This window comes from Pseudomonas folii (assembly GCF_014357575.1).
GTDB classification, from domain to species: domain Bacteria; phylum Pseudomonadota; class Gammaproteobacteria; order Pseudomonadales; family Pseudomonadaceae; genus Aquipseudomonas; species Aquipseudomonas folii.
The window spans coordinates 1-20,005 of sequence record NZ_JACONW010000108.1 but is presented as its reverse complement, the minus strand read 5'-3'; the positions used below and the strand labels follow the sequence as shown (position 1 = coordinate 20,005).

General features: G+C 59.2%; 12 protein-coding genes. 4 read left to right on the top strand and 8 right to left on the bottom strand.

Translation table 11 applies throughout. The annotated features are described in order from the left end of the window. Positions 1-147: 147 nt before the first annotated feature. The 8 genes from H8S59_RS19480 to glnE all read right to left on the bottom strand — a co-directional run bounded on the left by H8S59_RS19480 (position 148) and on the right by glnE (position 10,302). The gene (locus H8S59_RS19480) at positions 148-1,584 is read right to left on the bottom strand and encodes a lipopolysaccharide kinase InaA family protein (protein WP_187522494.1); all 1,437 of its coding nucleotides are present in this window, start codon (positions 1,582-1,584) and stop codon (positions 148-150) included. After that, complete coding sequence (locus H8S59_RS19475) at positions 1,584-2,363, bottom strand: lipopolysaccharide kinase InaA family protein (RefSeq protein WP_187522493.1); 780 nt, start codon at positions 2,361-2,363, stop codon at positions 1,584-1,586. Before H8S59_RS19475 ends, H8S59_RS19480 begins: the two co-directional genes overlap by 1 nt. Beyond that, positions 2,360-3,094 (bottom strand): lipopolysaccharide kinase InaA family protein, encoded by a 735-nt coding sequence (locus tag H8S59_RS19470; RefSeq protein WP_187522492.1) that lies wholly within the window; start codon positions 3,092-3,094, stop codon positions 2,360-2,362. The genes H8S59_RS19475 and H8S59_RS19470 overlap by 4 nt, the downstream gene beginning before the upstream one ends. Beyond that, a complete protein-coding gene (rfaP, locus tag H8S59_RS19465) occupies positions 3,094-3,900 on the bottom strand; it encodes a lipopolysaccharide core heptose(I) kinase RfaP (protein WP_187522491.1) in 807 nt (268 codons plus the stop codon). Before rfaP ends, H8S59_RS19470 begins: the two co-directional genes overlap by 1 nt. Continuing rightward, positions 3,897-5,021: a glycosyltransferase family 4 protein gene (locus tag H8S59_RS19460; RefSeq protein WP_095092393.1), complete on the bottom strand. Its 1,125-nt coding sequence runs from the start codon at positions 5,019-5,021 to the stop codon at positions 3,897-3,899. The genes rfaP and H8S59_RS19460 overlap by 4 nt, the downstream gene beginning before the upstream one ends. Next, a complete protein-coding gene (gene waaC, locus H8S59_RS19455) occupies positions 5,021-6,088 on the bottom strand; it encodes a lipopolysaccharide heptosyltransferase I (protein WP_187522490.1) in 1,068 nt (355 codons plus the stop codon). Before waaC ends, H8S59_RS19460 begins: the two co-directional genes overlap by 1 nt. Beyond that, entirely contained in the window at positions 6,089-7,123 is a 1,035-nt protein-coding gene (gene waaF / locus H8S59_RS19450; RefSeq protein ID WP_099267719.1) for a lipopolysaccharide heptosyltransferase II, read from the bottom strand. 221 nt (positions 7,124-7,344) lie between these two features. Continuing rightward, complete coding sequence (gene glnE / locus H8S59_RS19445; protein WP_187522489.1) at positions 7,345-10,302, bottom strand: bifunctional [glutamate--ammonia ligase]-adenylyl-L-tyrosine phosphorylase/[glutamate--ammonia-ligase] adenylyltransferase; 2,958 nt, start codon at positions 10,300-10,302, stop codon at positions 7,345-7,347. 383 nt (positions 10,303-10,685) lie between these two features. Here glnE and aceE point away from each other — a divergent pair, with 383 nt between their 5' ends. The 4 genes from aceE (at position 10,686) to msrA (ending at position 19,803) form a co-directional block, all read left to right on the top strand. Further along, on the top strand, positions 10,686-13,331 hold the full coding sequence (gene aceE / locus H8S59_RS19440; protein WP_187522488.1) for a pyruvate dehydrogenase (acetyl-transferring), homodimeric type: 2,646 nt from the start codon (positions 10,686-10,688) through the stop codon (positions 13,329-13,331). A 167-nt stretch (positions 13,332-13,498) separates the two neighbouring features. After that, on the top strand, positions 13,499-15,154 hold the full coding sequence (aceF, locus tag H8S59_RS19435) for a dihydrolipoyllysine-residue acetyltransferase (protein WP_187522487.1): 1,656 nt from the start codon (positions 13,499-13,501) through the stop codon (positions 15,152-15,154). A 1,102-nt stretch (positions 15,155-16,256) separates the two neighbouring features. Further along, the gene (locus H8S59_RS19430) at positions 16,257-18,950 is read left to right on the top strand and encodes a putative bifunctional diguanylate cyclase/phosphodiesterase (RefSeq protein ID WP_095092398.1); all 2,694 of its coding nucleotides are present in this window, start codon (positions 16,257-16,259) and stop codon (positions 18,948-18,950) included. Between the two features lie 190 nt (positions 18,951-19,140). Continuing rightward, positions 19,141-19,803, top strand: coding sequence for a peptide-methionine (S)-S-oxide reductase MsrA (gene msrA / locus H8S59_RS19425; protein ID WP_187522486.1), 663 nt, complete (start codon positions 19,141-19,143; stop codon positions 19,801-19,803). Positions 19,804-20,005 lie beyond the last annotated feature (202 nt).

The following is a 20,005-nucleotide window of genomic DNA, read 5'->3' as shown; positions in this document are numbered from 1 at the left end:
CCGATGACGTGGGACCGGCTTCAGCCGGGAAGAGGCCGGGACGGACGTTGAATCTTCATCGGTAGAAACACCGCTTCCCGGCTAAAGCCGGTCCCACGTAACATTAGCTTGCGGGCAGACATAGATCTCCCACCTGAAACGCGCCGCTTAAACCTTTGGCAACCGCTGCTCCAGCAATTGGTGCAGCGCGCTGTCAGCGGGCCAGTTGCGCATGAAGCGGGCGCGGTCGCGGGCAAAAGCGGTCGCGAAGGAAGCCTGGGACGTGTGCTGGCACATCGCGTCCAGATCGATCAACGCCCAGCGATCCTGATGCCAGAACACATTATGGCCTTTCAGATCACCGTGGCTGATGCGCTCCCGCACCAACTGTTCGAAGAGCTGATCCAGCGCCACCAACTCGCTTTCCGGCGCGTCTCCCGACGCCACATACGGCGCAAAACGCTCGATGATATCCGGCCCCGGCAAAAACTCGGTGACCAGATACGCCTTGTTCCGCAAACCGAAAAAGCGTGTTTCCAGCAACGCCAGCGGCTTGGGCGTGGCGATGCCGAGGAACATCAGCCGGTTGCCTTCACGCCACGAATGCCACGCGCGGCTCGGACGCCAGAAGCGCTTGAACCAGTGGGCGAGATCCTTGATGTTGTAGCGCTTGATCACCAGTGCGCGGCCATCGACTTCGATCCGGGCGACACTCGCCGCACCGCCAGTCTTGTAGAGGTGGCCCTTATCCAGCAGTGCATCGGCATCCGCCAGCACCGGCAGCATCGCAGGTTCTTCTTCCCGGCGGATGGCGCGCAATTGCGACGGCTCATCAATGACGCTGAACAGACTGCAATCACGCCCGACCTTGTCCAGATAATCCTTCAATCGCCAGGCCCGGACCTTATCGATCTGCTTTTGCAACGCTTCCATGGGCAAACCATGCTCGCCATTGCTCAACAGATAATGCACCAGCAACTCTTCAGTGAAGGGTTCCAACGACTTGGGCAACTGAGCGAAAAACACGCCGAGGTTTTCCAGCACTTTTTGCCGGGACAGCGGTTTGCCCGCCTCTTCAACACGAATTCCCGCGCCATCGATCAAGTACAACTTGTCGTTGCAGCGCAAGAGGTTGTCCAGATGCAGGTCTTCCTGCCAGAGCCCTTTGAGGTGCAACTGGGCGATGGCCGAAAGCGCCTCCCCCAACACTTCCTGCTGCGGGTCGCTCAATGGCGTCTGATCTTCCACTTCAAGCCACGCATCACCCAGGCTGCGGGACTGTTCGAGAAACTCGAAAAGCAGCCAGCCGCCCTCACCGTCCTGGAGGCCGTCAGCCAGCAATAACGGTGTGGTCATGCCTTGTGCAGCCAACGCCCGCACACCTTCCAGTTCGCGTTGAAAATGCCGTGCGGCTTTGGGGCCGACCAGTAATTTCGCCAGCACTGGACGGCCACGCCACACCCCGGCACCGACATAACGCTGGCCGGGCAAAACCCGCAGCAACGTCAATAATTGCAACTCAGCAGGGCCGGCCGCATCCGCCAGTGACAGGTTGATCGGCAAGACGGGCTTACGTCCGGCTTCTTTGAGTTCAGACAAACGCATCAACGGATCTCTTCATGTTCGCTGCGCCGCGTAGCGCGCTTGTGAGTGCCGCGCTTACCGAGCCGCACATACAAATCCTCGACCTGCGGGCTCTCGATCCCCGCTTGCAGGTAAGCCGCCAGCAATTCCCGAACCTGCGCACTGCTCCACATCGGCGCCCGACGCAACAGTGGCTCCAGGTCCTTGATCCGGTCACGCATCCCAAGCAGCAAGGGACGGGTCTTCTCCAGATCGATCAACTGCGCGCGATAAAAGCCCGCCTTGGCCCGCATGAAAATATGCTTGGGATAGAAGCAGCCATGCACCTGCCGGGCCGCGTGCAGCGTGCGCGCCAGGTCACCGCATGATTGCAGGATCGCTGACTGTTGCTGGTTCTCCATCTCGGGCCACTGCAGCAGCAGCGTATCCAGATCAGTCCAGCCATCCAGCGCACGCGTCATGAGGATTGCGCGGCGCTCGCCATTCACGCGCTGTTCGCCGTAAAACACCGCCTGCAACGCAGGAATGCCCAACTGTTGGTAGCGGCTGATATTACGAAACTCGCGGGAAAACGAAGGCTCGCCAAACGGATGGTGCAAGGTGCGAGTCAGGTAGTTGCTCTGGCGCTTCAGATAGAAGCCCGTGCCTTCAAGCTCCATGCGGAACACGCTGCTCCAGCCGCCGCGACCGGTATTGGGCTCGTCGACAGCATCGAGCTGGACCTCCCAAAGCGAGTCGAAATCAGCCAGGCCGTGGCGTTCAAGCAACGGGCGCTCGCTAGGTGCAATAAAATCAGTCATTCGCGCCCCTCAAAGAAACTGACAACGTGGCGGATACGTTTCTTGTCGGACGCGTTCAGCCGCGCTCGCTGTCGATACTGCAAATAGAAGCGCAGACGCTGCGTGTTAGACAGATGGTATTTGCCCAACTTATCCAGACACGCCAGATCCTTGGTAATTCGATACCGCAACATGAAGCTCGTCCAGAACGCGCCATTGGGGCAATCGATCAGGAATACCGTGGCTTGATCGTCGACCAACAGGTTGCGCCACTTCAGGTCGTTATGGGTAAAGTTCTGATCATGCATCGCACGCGTGTAGCGGGCCACCTGACGGCTGACCGTATCCACCCACGAACGGTCTGACAGCCGCGGGTCTTCACGCTTTGCCACAGCAGACAGGTCTTCGGTATTGGGCAATTCACGGGTAATCAACGCCCCGCGGTCATAAGCGGTGCCGCGACGCTCAAGCCCCCACGCCACAACTTCGGCAGTAGGGATGCCCCATTTGGCAAAACGCTTGAGGTTCTGCCACTCGGATTTGACCCGCGGTTTACCCAGATAGCGACGCAAGCCTTTACCAGCACCCACGTAGCGTTTGACGTAGTAATTCACGCCCTGGCGCTGGACCTTGATCACTTCCGACAGCGGATCCCGGGTCAGTCGTTCGCCTTGCAGCGCGAACACCGCGTCAAGGCTGCCAAAGTCGTCACCCAGGAACGCGTAGGCCGGTTCCAGATTCCAACCCGCCATCAGAGCGCATCCCCGTAGCGGACTTTACGCTCATAAAGCTTGTCGGCTTTGACTTCCAGCCAGCGCAGCAGCCTGGCTTCTTGCGCCAGAATCTGGCGCAACGGTTGCTGGAAGTAGCCCTTGAGAAAGCGCAGCTTGTCGCGCCGCGTCAGGCCGATATCCAGCGCCGAAAAATACAGTGCGGCCAGATCCTTGTCGCGCCAGCGCGGGGTAATCGCCCGGCGGGTCTGGGCGCGGTGCAGGTCGATCACCGAGAGGCGGAAATCATCGGCCGTGACCGGCTTGTCGGTGTGCAGCAGGAAGTGGCAGATGTAACAGTCGCGATGGTTGACCCCGGCGCGATGCATCATGCCCACCAGCCGCGCCACTTCGGCAATGAACGCCCGCTTGAGGCGTGGCTCCGGCGGCTCATTGCGCCAATTGATACTGACGTCTTCAAGACTTTCGGTGGGTGCCAGCTCTTCGGTGACAATAAAGGAATGCTGCGCCGCCGGGTTGTTGCCCCGCTCGCCATAGGCCACGGCGGTCATGGTCGGTACGCCCACTTCTTTCAGGCGAGCGATGGCTTTCCATTCCATGCCCGCACCCAGCACAGGCAGTTTGGCGGTGAGCAGGTTCTTGCCGATTTCACCCCAGCCAATGCCGCGATGAATCTTGACGAAGTAACCGCGACCGTCAACTTCGGTGCGCAGCGTGCGCCGACCTTCGAGCTCGCGATAGACCTGACCGTCCAGACGCTCGACTTCGGCAAAGGCATCTTGGCCTTCCCAAAGGGTCTTGAACGGTTCAGCGAGGAACAACTTCATGCGTAGTGCTCCGCCAGAATCACATCGGCCGCGTGCTGCGGCATGCTGTAAAGGTCTGCTGTATCAGCGAAGGCCAGGCCATTGCGGCTCCAGTTGGCGCGTGCCGTGTCGTCAGCCAGCATGGTCTTCAGGTATTGATTGAGCTGTGCCTGTTCGAACGGCTCGTCCAGCACCAGCCCGCTGTCGGCTTCGGCGATGTAATGAGCATAGCCACACACCGCGCTGACCAGCACAGGCAGCCCCGCCACGAGTGCCTCCAGCAGCACCGTGCCGGTATTTTCGTTGTACGCCGGATGAATCAAGACATCGGCCCCCATCAGGAAACGCGGGATATCGCTGCGCCCCTTCATGAAGGTGACGTGATCACCCAGGCCCAGCGTTGCACTTTGTAGCTGGAATACTTTGGGGTCGTCCTGACCGATTACAAACAGCCGGGTGCGTTTTTTAAGTTCGGCTGGCAGCGCGGCCAGCGCTTTTAGGCTGCGATCCACACCCTTGGTCTTGAAACCGGAGCCAATCTGCACCAGCAGCAGGTCATCATCAGCCAGCCCGAATTCCTTGCGAAAACCAGCGCGAATCTGCGGCGCGTCAGCCGGTGCGCGACGATCCTGGGCAATGCCCGGCGGCAACAGATGAAAGCGCGATAACGGCGTGTCGTAATACTTGATGAACAGCGGCTGCTGGACTTCGGAAATCATCAGCACCTGAGTCTTCGCGTCTTTGGCGAACACCGCTCGCTCATACTCGGCGAAGTGGCGATAGCGGCCCCATTGGCGATATAGCGAGTGGCGCAAGGTCTGCGCCTTGTCCTCGAAGCAACCGTCGGCGGCGTAATACACGTCCAGGCCCGGCATCTTGTTGAAGCCGATCAGGCGATCCACCGGGCGTTTGGCCAGGTCCGCTTCCATCCAGGCGCTGAGCTTTTCATTGCGGCGATGGTTGAAGAACGCTTTGACCGGCGCCACCAGCACTTCAAACCCTGGCGGCACTTCGCCCTCCCAGATCAGGGTGTAAACGCGGATCTTGTGCCCACGCTGCTGGCACTCCAGAGCGATGCGCATGAAGTCACGTTGCAACCCGCCAAACGGGAAGTATTTATAAAGTACAAAAGCCAGTTGCATCAGCCGGGCTCCTTTGCCAGCAACAGCGAACCCAATTGGCTCGCTACCCGCTCGGGATTCAAACGAGTGAAGCACATCGGCCACTCGCGTTTTGTATCGAACTGACGGCGGTCTTCATCCGTAGGTTGATACGTGCATTTCTTTTGCAGGCATGGCGCACACGCCGGGTAGTCACCCGCCAGATGAACCTGTGACTTGCCGTAAGCGCCGGTCAGCCCCGGATTGGTCGGGCCAAACAGGGAAACCGTCGGCACATCCAGCGCTGCGGCCAAGTGACCGATGCCGGTGTCCACCGCCACACAGGCTTGCGCACTGGCCAGCACCTGGGCGACGCCTGCCAGATTCAGCTTAGGCAGCACCACCGCATGTTCCAGTCCTTCGGCGATGCGCTCGGCACGGGCTTTTTCGGTCGGGTTACCCCACGGCAGGCGCACTTGCAGGCCCTGCGCGCCCATTCGCTCGGCCAACTGCCGCCAATAAAGCTCGGGCCAGTGCTTAGTGTCCCAAGTGGTGCCGTGCAGAAATAGAACGAATGGCGGCGTGTTTACGTCTGCGCCAAGCAGACGGCCACGGTCCAGACCATAATCGCCCAACCCGGCAGGCACTGCGTAACCCAGCGCCTGACCGAACAGCTGCCGCAAGCGCTCCACCGCATGCTGCCCGCGCGGGACGGTATAAGCCTGATCGTAGAAACGACTGGCGAGTGGTTCGCGAGCCGAATCCTTGTCCAGCCCGGCAACAGGCGCGCTGACATAGCGGGTCAGCCAGGCGCTTTTCAGCAAGCCCTGAGCGTCGATCACCAGGTCGTAGTGAGTGTCGCGCAAGCGCTGTTTGAAGCGCCGCCACTCTCCGGTCTTGAACGTTTGCCAGAGATTCTTGCGCCAGCGCCGGATCGCGACCGGAATCACGTTGCCAACCGCCGGGTGCCAGGTCGGGATCTCGGCGAAACCTTCCTCAACCACCCAGTCAAACTGGATACCCGGTACGGCCCGCGCCGCATCAGTCAGCGCTGGCAGCGCATGAATCACATCGCCCAGCGACGAAGTTTTGATCAGCAAGACCCGCAATCAGGCGACCTCCACCGGCGTGGCACCCAGATTACCCAGCGCCTGCACCACGGAATCCGGCTCCAGCAGGCGCATGCAATTGTAGTGGCCAAACCGGCAGGTGCGATCAAAGCAAGGGCTGCATTCCAGGCCCAGACGCACGACTTCCACCTGATCGGCCAGCGGCGGCGTGAAGCCCGGCGATGTCGAACCGTAAACCGCCACCAGCGGGCGATTCAGCGCCGCCGCGACGTGCATCAGGCCCGAGTCGTTGGACACCACGGCATCAGCGCACGACAACAGATCAATGGCTTCAGCCAGCGAAGTGTCGCCGCTGAGGTTGACCGACTCTTCGCGCAAGCCTGGAATCAGGCGCTCACGAATGCTTTCGCCCACTGGATGATCTTTCTTCGAACCGAACAGCCAGACTTGCCAGCCTTCGCGAATCTTCGTTTCAGCCACTTTCGCGTAATGCTCGGCAGGCCAGCGCTTGGACTCGCCGAACTCTGCACCCGGACACAACGCCAGCACCGGGCGATCCAGGCTCAGGCCAAACTTGGCCAGTGCCGCATCGCGGGTGGTGAGATCAATGCGCAGGTCAGGTTTTGGGTACGGACGCGGCAGCTCGGCACCGGGTTCATACGCCAGTGCCATGAAACGCTCGATCATCAGCGGATAACGCTCTTTGTCGAGGGTCCGTACGTCGTTGAGCAGACCGTAGCGGAACTCGCCACGCCAGCCGGTACGTTTTGGAATACCCGCGAAAAAAGGCACCAGTGCGGACTTCAAGGAGTTGGGCAGCAGAATGGCCTGATCATATTGCCCCGCCAGGGACTTGCCGATCCGGCGACGCGTGGCCAGTTCCAGCGCGCCATGGCCCAGCGGAAAGCTCAGGGCCGCGCGCACTTCAGGCATACGCTCCAGAATCGGACGGCTCCATTCCGGTGCCAGGACATCGATGTCGCATTCGGGGTGGCGCTGTTTCAGACACTGGAACAGCGTTTGCGCCATTACCATGTCGCCTACCCAGCTGGGCCCAACGATCAGAATTCTCATGTTTCATCCAAAACGACAGAAACGATCAGGGAGGCCGATCGGCTTGCGTGACGTTCCCACACAACCCGACGCCTCCCTGTCATAGCCTTATATAGTGCACATGCATCATGACGTGGGACCGGCTTTAGCCGGGAAGAGGTCAGTACATCCGATGCATCCTCTACGTCAGGAATGCCGCCTTCCCGGCTAAAGCCGGTCCCACGGGTCTGAGGGACCTAAGATCAACTCAACCCCATCTCGCCCCAGACCCGCATCACTTCGCGTCGCTGGGTTTCAAACTGATCCCCCGGCACGACACCGGCCTGATTCTGCAAGGCCTGACGGTGAGCGGCCGAGCGGTAGATCTTGTAGACCTCGCGCAACAGGCTGGCATCACTGGCGGGGATCAGCCCGGCCTCTTCCAGCCCTTCAAGAATACGAATGTTATCGGTGTAACGTAGCAGTGCCGGATGTTCCCGGGACCACGCCAAGGCCGCGTATTGCACCATAAATTCGATATCGACGATACCACCGGCATCCTGCTTGAGGTCGAAGGGCACCGATGCGAGGAAGGCATTCGCCGCCGTACCGGCCGCTGTAGCCTTGGTCCCGAGGCTGCCGCGCATCTTGGCGCGCATCTCGCTGACCTCTTGCTGCAACCTGGGCAAATCCCGTTCACGCCCCAGCACCGACGCACGCACACCTTCAAATGCCTGCCCCACTTCCCGACTGCCCACCAGCACCCGGGCGCGGACCAGCGCCTGATGTTCCCATGTCCATGCTTCATTTTCTTGATAGCGGGCAAAAGCCCCCAGCGAACTGACCAATAACCCCGACGCGCCGGACGGGCGCAGGCGCATGTCCACTTCATATAACTGGCCGGAGTTGGTTTGTGCCGTCAGTAAGTGAATGATCCGCTGCCCCAGCCGCGTAAAGAACTGCGCGCTATCAATCGGTTTCGCGCCATCGGTTTCAGCCTGCAAGTCGCCATCATGGATGAACACCAGATCGAGGTCCGAGCCATGGCCCAGCTCGATGCCACCGACCTTGCCATAGCCGACAATGACAAACCCCGGATCACACAGGCTGCCATCCGGTCGCGACGGCGTGCCGTGGCGCGCAACTGTGTGCCGCCATGCCAGCGCCAGCACCTGTTCGAGGATCGCCTCAGCCAGCCAGGTCAGGTAATCGCTGACTTTCATCAAAGGCAAGCTGCCGGTGATTTCCGATGCAGCCACGCGCAGTCGGTGGGCCAGTTTGAAGTGACGCAAGGCTTCCATCTGTTGCTCAAGGTCATCTTCGGGAATTCGGGTCAAACGCTCGCGCAACTCTGCAGCCAGCTCCAGCGCCTGTGGCGGGCTGAACAGTCGGCCTTCGTTGAGCAACTCATCGAGCAGCAGCGGGAAGCGGGCGATCTGCTCGGCAATCCACGGGCTAGCGGCGCACAGCGTCAACAGTTGACGCAGCGCGTCAGGATTTTCGGTGAGCAGCACCAGATAGGCCGAACGTCGCGCGACGGCTTCAACCAATGGCAGCACCCGCTCAAGCACAAGATCCGGATTGTCATGCTCGACCGCCTGCGCCAGTAGACGCGGAATAAACGCATCCAGTCGTTCACGGCCAAGACGCTGCATGGAACGCAGTTGTGAGCTGTTGCGCAAATCGTTGAGGTTCTTCAGTGCCTTGTCGGCATCGACAAACCCGCCAGACAGCAACTGGCGGCAGGCGGCGTCTTCGTCCTGAGATTCCTCCCACAACGGCAGCCATTCCACGCCGACCACAACCTCGGCTTCTTCCTGCTGTTCGTCGTCCGGATCAGAGTCCGGGTCCGCAATAACCTGACGAAAGTGCCACGACACTCGCCCACGCCAGTGCATCAACCGCTCGTGAAAGCTCTTCCAGTCGGCAAAACCCAGCATGAAGGCGATTCGGGCCTGATCCTTTTCATCTTCAGGCAACATTTGCGTCTGACGGTCTGCAATGGCCTGGATGGCGTGCTCGGTATAACGCAGGAATTCATAACCCTGACGCAGCTCGTCGATGACGGCAGCAGGCAAATAGCCCTGCCCTTCCAGAGTGCGCAGCACTTTAAGCAGAGGGCGCTGTTGCAGACTCAGGTCCCGACCACCGTGAATCAGCTGGAATGCCTGTGCAATGAATTCGACTTCGCGGATACCACCGGCACCGAGTTTGATGTTCTCCGCCATGCCTTTGCGGCGCACTTCCTGCTGAATCAGCTGCTTCATGGTGCGCAGCGCTTCGATGGCCGAAAAATCCAGATAGCGGCGATAGACGAACGGTCGAAGCATTTCCAGCAGTTGCTCGCCCGCCACCTGATCGCCGCCCACGACACGGGCCTTGATCATCGCGTAGCGTTCCCAGTCCCGCCCCTGATCCTGGTAATACTGCTCAAGCGCATTGAAGCTCAGCACCAGCGCACCCGATGAACCGTAAGGCCGCAGGCGCATGTCAACGCGGAACACGAAGCCGTCAACGGTGATCGGGTCCAGCGCTTTGATCAAGCGCTGACCCAGGCGAATGAAAAACTCCTGATTATCCAGCGGGCGTTTAGCCCCCACCGTTTCCCCACCTTCCGGATAAGCGAAGATCAGATCGATGTCCGACGAAAGGTTCAGTTCCACTGCGCCCAGCTTGCCCATGCCGAGAATCACCATCTGCTGCGCTTCGCCACTGCGCCGACCGGTGGGCGTGCCGAACTGCTGGCAATGGCGTTCATACAACCATTGATAAGCCAGGTCGATACAGCCATCAGCCATGTTGGACAGATCGCGACAGGTTTCCACCAGATCGGCCTGACGGGTCAGGTCGCGCCAGATAATCCGCACTTGCTGCCGCGCACGCTGGCGACGTAGATTACGCCCCAGTTCATCCTCGCTAACGGCCTCGGCCACCGCTGCCGCCAGCTGCCCGCGCAGCTCTCCGGCAGCAAAACTGCGCTCCAGCTCGCCGGATTCAGCGAGGTCCAGCAAGAGTTGAGGGTCACGACAGACCTGCTCGGTGACGAAGTCACTGGCCGCGCAAACCCGGTCGAAAGCTGCACGACGAGATTCAGGCCAGGCGTCGAAAGAGGTCGAAGCACCGTCCGACGAAGCAGCAAGGGATGTGCGAAACGTCTGTTGCGCACGAGAGACTAAAGGCAGCAGGATGGCCGGAATATCGGCCAGCGAAGGTAGGCTCATGGTCTATCCTAGATCGGCGTGCGAAGCGCTGTGTAGCGTGCAAAGAACCATCGCACTGCCCACAGGACTGTCGAACAAAAGTCATAAATTGCTGGGATAGTTAATTTTGTAGCAGCCAGCATCTGATTTGATTCGCTTATGTTTGTTTTCAACCAACAGGAACGTTTTATCCCACAACACATGACGAACCTTTTATACGCTTCCCTGTAGCTTTACTACTGCCCCTACAGTTCGAAAGGCTGAAATAGCCGACGATTTGTAGTAAAACTACACGCCGCCGGAACAACCGCCGGTCATCCAAGAATTTATGTCGTCTGCCCACAAGGCCAGTCGCAAACACTCAGGCAACCGATTCTGGAAGCCTTTCCGCCCTGGAGCAAGCCATGCAAGACCTCGATCCCGTCGAAACCCAGGAATGGCTGGACGCCCTGGAATCGGTTCTCGACAAAGAAGGCGAAGACCGTGCTCACTACCTGATGACCCGTATGGGCGAGCTGGCCACCCGTAGTGGTTCGCAGCTGCCGTACGCCATCACCACGCCTTATCGCAACACGATTCCGGTTACTCACGAAGCACGCATGCCTGGCGACCTGTTCATGGAACGCCGCATTCGCTCGCTGATCCGCTGGAACGCGTTGGCCATGGTTGTCAAAACCAACCTGAATGACCCAGACCTGGGCGGTCACATCTCCAGCTTCGCATCCAGCGCCACGCTGTATGACATTGGCTTCAACTACTTCTTCCAGGCCCCGACCGACGAACACGGCGGCGACCTGATCTACTTCCAGGGTCACGCATCGCCAGGCGTTTACGCCCGTGCGTTCATGGAAGGCCGGATCACCGAAGAACAAATGAACAACTTCCGTCAGGAAGTCGATGGCAAAGGCCTGTCGTCTTATCCACACCCGTGGCTGATGAAAGATTTCTGGCAGTTCCCGACCGTATCCATGGGTCTGGGTCCAATCCAGGCGATCTACCAGGCGCGCTTCATGAAGTACCTGGAGCATCGCGGCTACATTCCTGAAGGCAAGCAGAAAGTCTGGTGCTTCCTGGGCGACGGCGAGACCGACGAGCCGGAATCCCTGGGCGCCATCGCGCTGGCCGGTCGTGAAAAACTCGACAACCTGATCTTCGTCGTCAACTGCAACCTGCAGCGCCTCGACGGTCCGGTACGTGGCAACGGCAAGATCATCCAGGAACTCGAAGGCGTGTTCCGCGGTGCTCAGTGGAACGTGACCAAAGTGGTCTGGGGCCGTTTCTGGGACCCACTGCTGGCCAAAGACGTCGACGGTATCCTGCAACGTCGTATGGACGAGGTCATCGACGGCGAGTACCAGAACTACAAAGCCAAAGACGGCGCGTTTGTTCGCGAGCACTTCTTCAACACGCCTGAACTCAAGGCGATGGTTGCTGACCTGTCCGACGACGAAATCTGGAAACTCAACCGTGGCGGTCACGACCCGTACAAAATGTACGCGGCGTACCACCAGGCTGTTAACCACAAGGGTCAACCGACCGTGGTTCTGGCCAAGACCATCAAAGGTTACGGTACCGGTGCTGGCGAAGCGAAAAACACTGCGCACAACACCAAGAAAGTCGATGTCGACAGCCTGCGTCACTTCCGTGACCGCTTCGACATCCCGGTCAAAGACGACCAGCTGGAAGCCCTGCCATTCTTCAAACCGGAAGAAGGCAGCGCCGAAGCCCGTTACCTGAGCGAGCGTCGTGCTGCGCTGGGCGGCTTCGTTCCACAGCGTCGCGCTGAAAGCTTCAGCCTGCCGACTCCACCACTGGAAACCCTCAAGGCAATCCTGGACGGTTCGGGCGACCGCGAAATTTCCACCACCATGGCCTTCGTGCGGATCCTCTCGCAACTGGTCAAGGACAAGGAAGTTGGCCCACGCATTGTGCCGATCATCCCGGACGAAGCCCGTACCTTCGGTATGGAAGGCATGTTCCGCCAACTGGGCATCTACTCTTCCGTCGGCCAGCTCTACGAGCCAGTCGATAAAGAACAAGTGATGTTCTATCGCGAAGACAAGAAAGGCCAGATTCTCGAAGAAGGCATCAACGAAGCAGGCGCCATGTCCTCCTTCATCGCTGCCGGTACTTCGTACTCCAGCCACAACCAGCCGATGATCCCGTTCTACATCTTCTACTCGATGTTCGGTTTCCAGCGTATCGGTGACCTGGCCTGGGCCGCTGGCGACAGCCGCACCCGTGGCTTCCTGATCGGCGGCACCGCCGGCCGTACCACCCTGAACGGCGAAGGTCTGCAGCACGAAGACGGTCACAGCCACATCCTGGCCTCGACCATCCCGAACTGCCGCACCTTCGACCCGACTTACGGTTACGAGCTGGCAGTGATCATCCAGGACGGCATGCGCCGGATGTTCGAAGAACAGCTGGACGTTTTCTACTACCTGACCGTGATGAACGAATCCTACGCCCAGCCAGCCATGCCGGTCGGTGTCGAGGAAGGTATCGTCAAGGGCATGTACCTGCTCGAAGAAGACACCAAGGAAGCGGCGCACCACGTCCAGTTGCTGGGCTCGGGCACCATCCTGCGTGAAGTTCGCGAAGCGGCGAAAATCCTGCGTGACGAATTCAACATCGGTGCTGATGTCTGGAGCGTTACCAGCTTCAACGAGCTGCGTCGCGACGGCCTGGCCGTAGAGCGCAGCAACCGTCTGCATCCTGGTCAGAAGCCAGCTGTCAGCTACGTTGAAGAGTGCCTTGCTGGCCGTAAGGGTCCGGTAATCGCATCGACCGACTACATGAAACTGTTCGCTGACCAGATCCGTCAGTGGGTTCCGACCAAGGAATACAAAGTCTTGGGCACTGACGGTTTCGGCCGCAGCGACAGCCGCAAGAAACTGCGTAACTTCTTCGAAGTCGACCGTCACTTTGTTGTGCTGGCTGCTCTGGAAGCCTTGGCTGATCGTGGCGATATCGAACCTAAGGTGGTGGCTGAAGCCATCGTCAAGTTCGGCATCGATCCTGAGAAACGCAACCCACTGGATTGTTAAGAGTCTGCTTCGAGATCGTATAACGCGCTGAAAGAGGAGCGACAGGGCAGCTGAAGATGCGGAATTTACTGTTGTTGATGACGGTAATGAGCATTGAAAGCTGTTTTGTCGTAACTGACTGACCCGGCGCAATCGAGAGTGAACAGGTTCTCCGAAGGAGAGACATTGTGAGTGAGCTAATTCGCGTACCCGACATCGGCAACGGTGAAGGTGAAGTTATTGAATTGATGGTCAAGGTCGGTGATCGCATCGAAGCTGACCAGAGCGTTCTGACGCTGGAGTCGGACAAGGCGAGCATGGAAATTCCTGCCCCCAAGGCTGGCGTCATCAAGACCATGAAAGTGAAGCTGGGCGACCGCCTGAAAGAAGGCGACGAGCTGTTCGAGCTGGAAGTTGAAGGCGACGCGGCCGCTGCGCCCGCCGAAGCCGCGGCCCCTGCTGCTGCCGCTCCGGCACCGGCCGAAAAGCCAGCTGAAGCTGCACCAGCGCCTGCTGCCGAGCCAGCTGCTGCCGCTGCTGAAACCGTGCAAGACATCCACGTACCGGACATCGGTTCGTCGGGCAAAGCCAAGATCATCGAACTGATGGTCAAAGTGGGCGACACCATCACCGCTGATCAATCGCTGATCACGCTGGAGTCCGACAAGGCCAGCATGGAGATCCCGTCTCCAGCTGCAGGCGTTGTCGAAGCCATCCTCGTCAAGCTGGAAGACGAAGTCGGCACCGGCGACCTGATCCTGAAATTGAAAGTGGCTGGCGCTGCGCCTGCTGCTGCCCCTGCTCAAGCTGCCGCTCCTGCTGCTGCCGCACCGGCCAAAGCTGAAGCTGCACCGGCCGCCGCGCCTGCGCCAAAAGCAGAAGCTCCAGCCGCTGCCCCGGCCCAAACCGCCGCACCTGCCAAAGACGGCGCCAAAGTTCACGCAGGCCCGGCAGTTCGCCAACTGGCTCGTGAGTTCGGTGTTGAGCTGAGCGCAGTCAGCGCCACCGGTCCACACGGCCGCGTGCTGAAAGAAGACGTGCAGGTTTACGTCAAGGCCATGATGCAAAAGGCCAAGGAAGCTCCAGCGGGCGGCGCAAGCGGCGGCGCGGGCATCCAGCCAATCCCTGAAGTCGACTTCAGCCGTTTCGGCGAAATCGAAGAAGTGCCGATGACCCGCCTGATGCAACTGGGCGCGACCGGCCTGCATCGTAGCTGGCTGAACATTCCGCACGTGACGCAATTCGACCAGGCCGACATCACCGACCTGGAAGCTTTCCGCGTTGCGCAGAAAGCGGTTGCCGAGAAAGCGGGCGTCAAACTGACCATCCTTCCTCTGCTGCTCAAGTCCTGCGCCTTCCTGCTCAAGGAACTGCCAGACTTCAACGCTTCGCTGGCACCAAGCGGCAAAGCGGTGATCCGCAAGAAGTACGTGAACATCGGCTTCGCGGTAGATACCCCTGAAGGCCTGCTGGTACCGGTCATCAAGGATGTCGACAAGAAAAGCCTGCTGCAACTCGCTGCTGAAGCTGCGGTACTGGCTGAAAAAGCCCGCACCAAGAAGCTCTCGGCCAACGAGATGCAGGGCGCCTGCTTCACCATTTCCAGCCTCGGTCACATCGGCGGCACCGGCTTCACGCCGATCGTCAATGCGCCTGAAGTGGCGATCCTGGGTGTTTCCAAGGCAACCATGCAGCCCGTCTGGGATGGCAAAGCCTTCCAGCCAAAACTGATGCTGCCACTGTCGCTGTCCTACGATCACCGCGTAATCAACGGCGCAGCTGCCGCGCGCTTCACCAAGCGCCTGAGCGATTTGCTGGCTGATATTCGTACGATCTTGCTGTAACACCTGGGGGCGCCACCTTCGGTAGGAGCGAACTTGTTCGCGAGACATGTACCTGATACACCCGGTCGTCTGTCTCGCGAACAAGTTCGCTCCTACCGATTCCCCCTGCTACCGCTGCAGATTTACCGAGCCAAACCGCTCGACCTCAACCCCGCCCACATGGCGGGGCTTTTTTTGCCCACGATTCAATCACCTGCACAGAACCCATACCCGGTAGGAGCGAACTTGTTCGCGAGGCGTGTACCTGACACACCCGGTCGCCTGTCTCGCGAACAAGTTCGCTCCTACCTTTTTTGCCCACGATTCGACAAGACGCTATGCCAATCATCAGGACGGAACCCATAACCCGGTAGGAGGGAACTTGTTCGCGAGCCGTGTACCTGACACACCCGGTCGCCTGTCTCGCGAACAAGTTCGCTCCTACCTTTTTGCTCACGATTCGACAAGACGCTACTCCAATCATCAGGAAGAAACCCGGTAGGAGCGAACTTGTTCGCGAGCCGTGTACCTGACACACCCGGTCGTCTGTCTCGCGAACAAGTTCGCTCCTACCTTTTTTGCCCACGATTCAACAAGACGCTACCCCAATCATCAGGAAGAAACCCGGTAGGAGCGAACTTGTTCGCGAGGCGTGTACCTGACACACCCGGTCGTCTGTCTCGCGAACAAGTTCGCTCCTACCTTTTTTGCCCACGATTCAACAAGACGCTACCCCTATCATCAGGAAGAAACCCGGTAGGAGCGAACTTGTTCGCGAGGCGTTTACCTGACACACCTGGTCGTCTGTCTTGCGAACAAGTTCGCTCCTACCCGTACTGCTATTTTTCAGCTGACCTCAGCGCCGGGGCTTTTTTTGTGTGCTGTTTCGCAAAGTGCGGCGAAATGCCGCTAATCCGGGATCTCGGCTCGCCGCCAGCAAAGCCTTGATCTAGAGCGCTTAATTCATAAACTGCATACAACCGGTCTATTCTGGCCAAACATTTATAGCACTAAGCCACCGCGCTCCCTTGTCAGCCAGTGCTGCATGATGCAACCTTGCCACACGCGAAATCAGAAAGGGCCCCGCCCGCACGCGTTCAGTATTCCGGAAGCGAGTTTCTTCATGAAGAGCCAACCTGATGCTGCCGGTAGAACGGCGGCCGAGGTAGTGACGCAATTGCCGGTGCCTTCGCGCCTCGGCATGCTGCGTTTCGAGCGGCTGAATGAAGCCAATTGGGCGCTGCTCTACCTCGATCCAAACTGTGAAAAACAGTTCGGCCTGGCTGCCGTGGAACTCTGCGCCTTATTGGGCTCGCCCTACGCGAGCCTGATGGAACCTGAAGCCCGCTATCAAGTACACGATTCCATTCAGTTGCAATTGGCTGAAACCCCGTATTACACCGTGCGCTACACCTTGCACACAGCCCGCGGCCCGCTCAGTGTGGTCGAAATCGGCGAAGGCTATAAGCAGCACAACCGGCACCTGTTGCGCGGTTACCTGATGGTGGTCGATGGCCTGCAGATCGACGCCGACCTGTACGCCAATCCTGATCTGGAAACCCAGAACTCTCGCCTGCAAATCGCCCTGGAGCTCAATCAACAAGCCCAGCGCGAACAGTTCGAACACCTGGAGCGTGTCCGCGCCCAGCAAAATCTGATCCTGCACCTCGCCCGCCAGCGCTACAGCACCAACAATGCGCTGCAGGAAGCGGCCGAGCTGATCACTAAAAGTGCCTGCGAGATCTACAACATCTCCTGCGCCAGCATGTGGTACCTCAGTGGCCACATGCTTGAACCTATTTCCGCCTATCGCCGCGACGACAAGCAAAGCCACCTGCCGGCCCCCATCGACGCGAGTCCGTTTCCAAGCTACCTCGAAGCGCTGCATAACAGCCGCGCTATTGATGCGCACGATGTCCAGCAAGACCCGCGCACCAAAGAGATGGCCGCCAGCTTCAAGCCGCGTGACATCAGCGCCATTCTCGACGCCAGTATCCGCATCGACGGCCAGGTGATGGGGGTGCTTTGCCTGGAACAAACCGGGGAACCGCGCGCCTGGCAGTCCGATGAGATTGCCTTTGCCGGTGAGCTGGCGGATCAATTCGCCCAGGCCATCAACAACCACACCCGACGCACCGCCACCAGCGCCCTGCATTTATTCCAACGCGCAGTTGAGCAAAGCGCCAATGCTTTCCTGCTGGTCAATTGCGACGGCGTGGTCGAGTACGTCAACCCAAGCTTCACTGCCATCACTCAGTACACCGCCGATGAAGTCCACGGGTACCAACTGTCCGAGCTGCCCGCACTGGAAAACCTCAGCGAAGTGCTCAAGGATACCAACTCAAGCCTTGCCAGCAGCAACAGCTGGCAGGGTGAATTCAAGAGCCGTCGTAAAAACCTCGAACCCTACTGGGGGCAGCTGTCGATTTCCAAGGTATATGGCGACAACCGCGAGTTGACCCATTACATCGGCATCTACGAAGACATCACCCAAAGCAAACTGGCTCAGCAGCGCATCGAGCGCTTGGCCTACACCGACAACCTGACCAACCTGGGCAACCGGCCTGCGTTCATCCGTACCCTGGACGAGCGTTTTACCCGTGATAGCGACACGCCCATGAGCCTGTTGCTGGTGGACATCGACAACTTCAAACGCATCAACGACAGCCTGGGCCACCAGACTGGCGACAAGCTGCTGATCAGCCTGGCCCGCCGTCTGCGCAACACCTTGAACCCCAGCGATGTGTTGGCGCGTTTTGCCAGTAACGAATTCGCCGTGCTGCTGGATCAGACCGGGCCTGATGCGGGGCAAAACATCGCCACGCAAGTGCTGGCAACACTGGACAAGCCGATCTTCGTCGACAACCAGTTGATCAGCGTCACCGGCTCCGTAGGCCTGGCCTGCGCGCCGTTGCATGGTCGTGATCCACAGACGCTGATGAAAAACGCCGGGCTTGCGCTGCACAAGGCTAAAGCCAACGGCAAGCATCAGGTTCAGCTCTTCACCGAGGCCTTGAATGCCGAGGCCAGCTACAAACTGTTCGTTGAAAACAACCTGCGCCGCGCCCTGACGCAAAATGAGCTGGAGGTCTTCTACCAGCCCAAGCTGTGCCTGCTCAGCGGCCGCCTGATCGGTATGGAAGCGCTGTTGCGCTGGAACCACCCGGAGAAGGGCATGATTCGCCCTGACCAGTTCATCAGCGTCGCTGAAGAGACTGGCCTGATCATCCCCATCGGCAAATGGGTGGCCCGTCAGTCCTGCCGTATGAGCAAGCAGCTGACCGCAGCCGGTTTCGGCAATCTGCAAGTGGCGATCAACGTATCGCCCAAGCAGTTCTCCGACCCGGAGCTGGTAAGTGCAATCGCCACGATCCTCAAAGAGGAACAGCTCGATGCTTCGCTGCTGGAGCTGGAACTGACGGAAGGCCTGCTGCTTGAGGCCACTGAAGACACCCGCCAGCAACTGGACGCTCTGAAAAAAATGGGGTTGTCGCTGGCCATGGACGACTTCGGTACCGGCTATTCATCGTTCAGCTACCTGAAGAAATTCCCCATCGATGTGATCAAGATCGACCGCAGCTTCATCCGTGACATTCCGGATGATGAGGACGATATGGAAATCACCTCGGCAGTCATCGCCATGGCCCACAACCTCAAGCTCAAAGTGGTCGCCGAAGGCATCGAAACCGCCGCCCAGCTGACCTTCCTGCGCCGCCATCGCTGCGACGTGGGCCAAGGCTATCTATTCGACAAACCGATCCCCGGTCAGGACCTGATCGACAAGCTGCGCCGCTACCCACGCGGACCGTTGGCCTGAGAGACTTTCCCCAGCCTGCTTTTTTCGGGCACACTTGCTGCTAACTGACATCACGCCGCCCTCGGTAGGAGGCAACTTGTTGGCGAGGCGGCGAAACTGACATCGCCTCGCGAACAAGTTCGCTCCTACCGGGAGTCGCGCCCTGATTACCTTCGCGGCCCGCCCGCATCCCACCATGAGGAAAAGGTTCATGGCTCTACGCTCGGAAATTCTCGTGAACAAAAACGCACTCCCGACTGCTGAACAGGCCCTGCCGGGTCGCGAAACCCCCATGACCCTGCCGGAAACCCACTTCGTCAACGGCAACCCGCTGCTGGGCCCGTTCACCAGCAACGTAGAATTCGCCATTTTCGGCCTGGGTTGCTTCTGGGGTGCTGAACGCCGCTTCTGGCAGAAAGAAGGCGTGGTCAGCACCGTCGTCGGTTATGCCGGTGGCTTTACGCCCAACCCGACCTACGAAGAAGTCTGCTCCGGCCTGACCGGGCATTCTGAAGTTGTGCTGGTGGTCTATGAGCCAGAAAAAGTCAGCTACAACGAACTGCTGACCCTGTTCTGGGAACTGCACAATCCGACCCAGGGCATGCGCCAGGGCAACGACATCGGTACGCAATACCGCTCGGTGATCTACTGCACCACACCCGAACAGCTTGCGGCTGCCAAGGCCAGCGAAGCGGTGTATCAGGCTGAGCTGAGCAAAGCCGGGCTCGGTGAAATCACCACCGAAATCGAAGAAGCGCCGACGGTGTTCTTCGCCGAGGCGTATCACCAGCAATACCTGGCCAAGAATCCGCAGGGTTATTGCGGGATTGGCGGCACCGGGGTGTGCATGCCGCCGAGTCTGGCGGGGAATTGACTTCGTTATTGCCACAGGACTGGTGTAGGGCGTCTGGCGATTGATATCGACGCGGGACCGGCTTTAGCCGGGAAAGCGCCAGGCGTCACACCGCAAAATTGATGGCGCTCAAACCGGCCTCTTCCCGGCTGAAGCCGGTCCCACGTCGGTCTCCGTTTTGCCACACAACCTGAAGGACACCGGGCGATTGATATCGACGTGG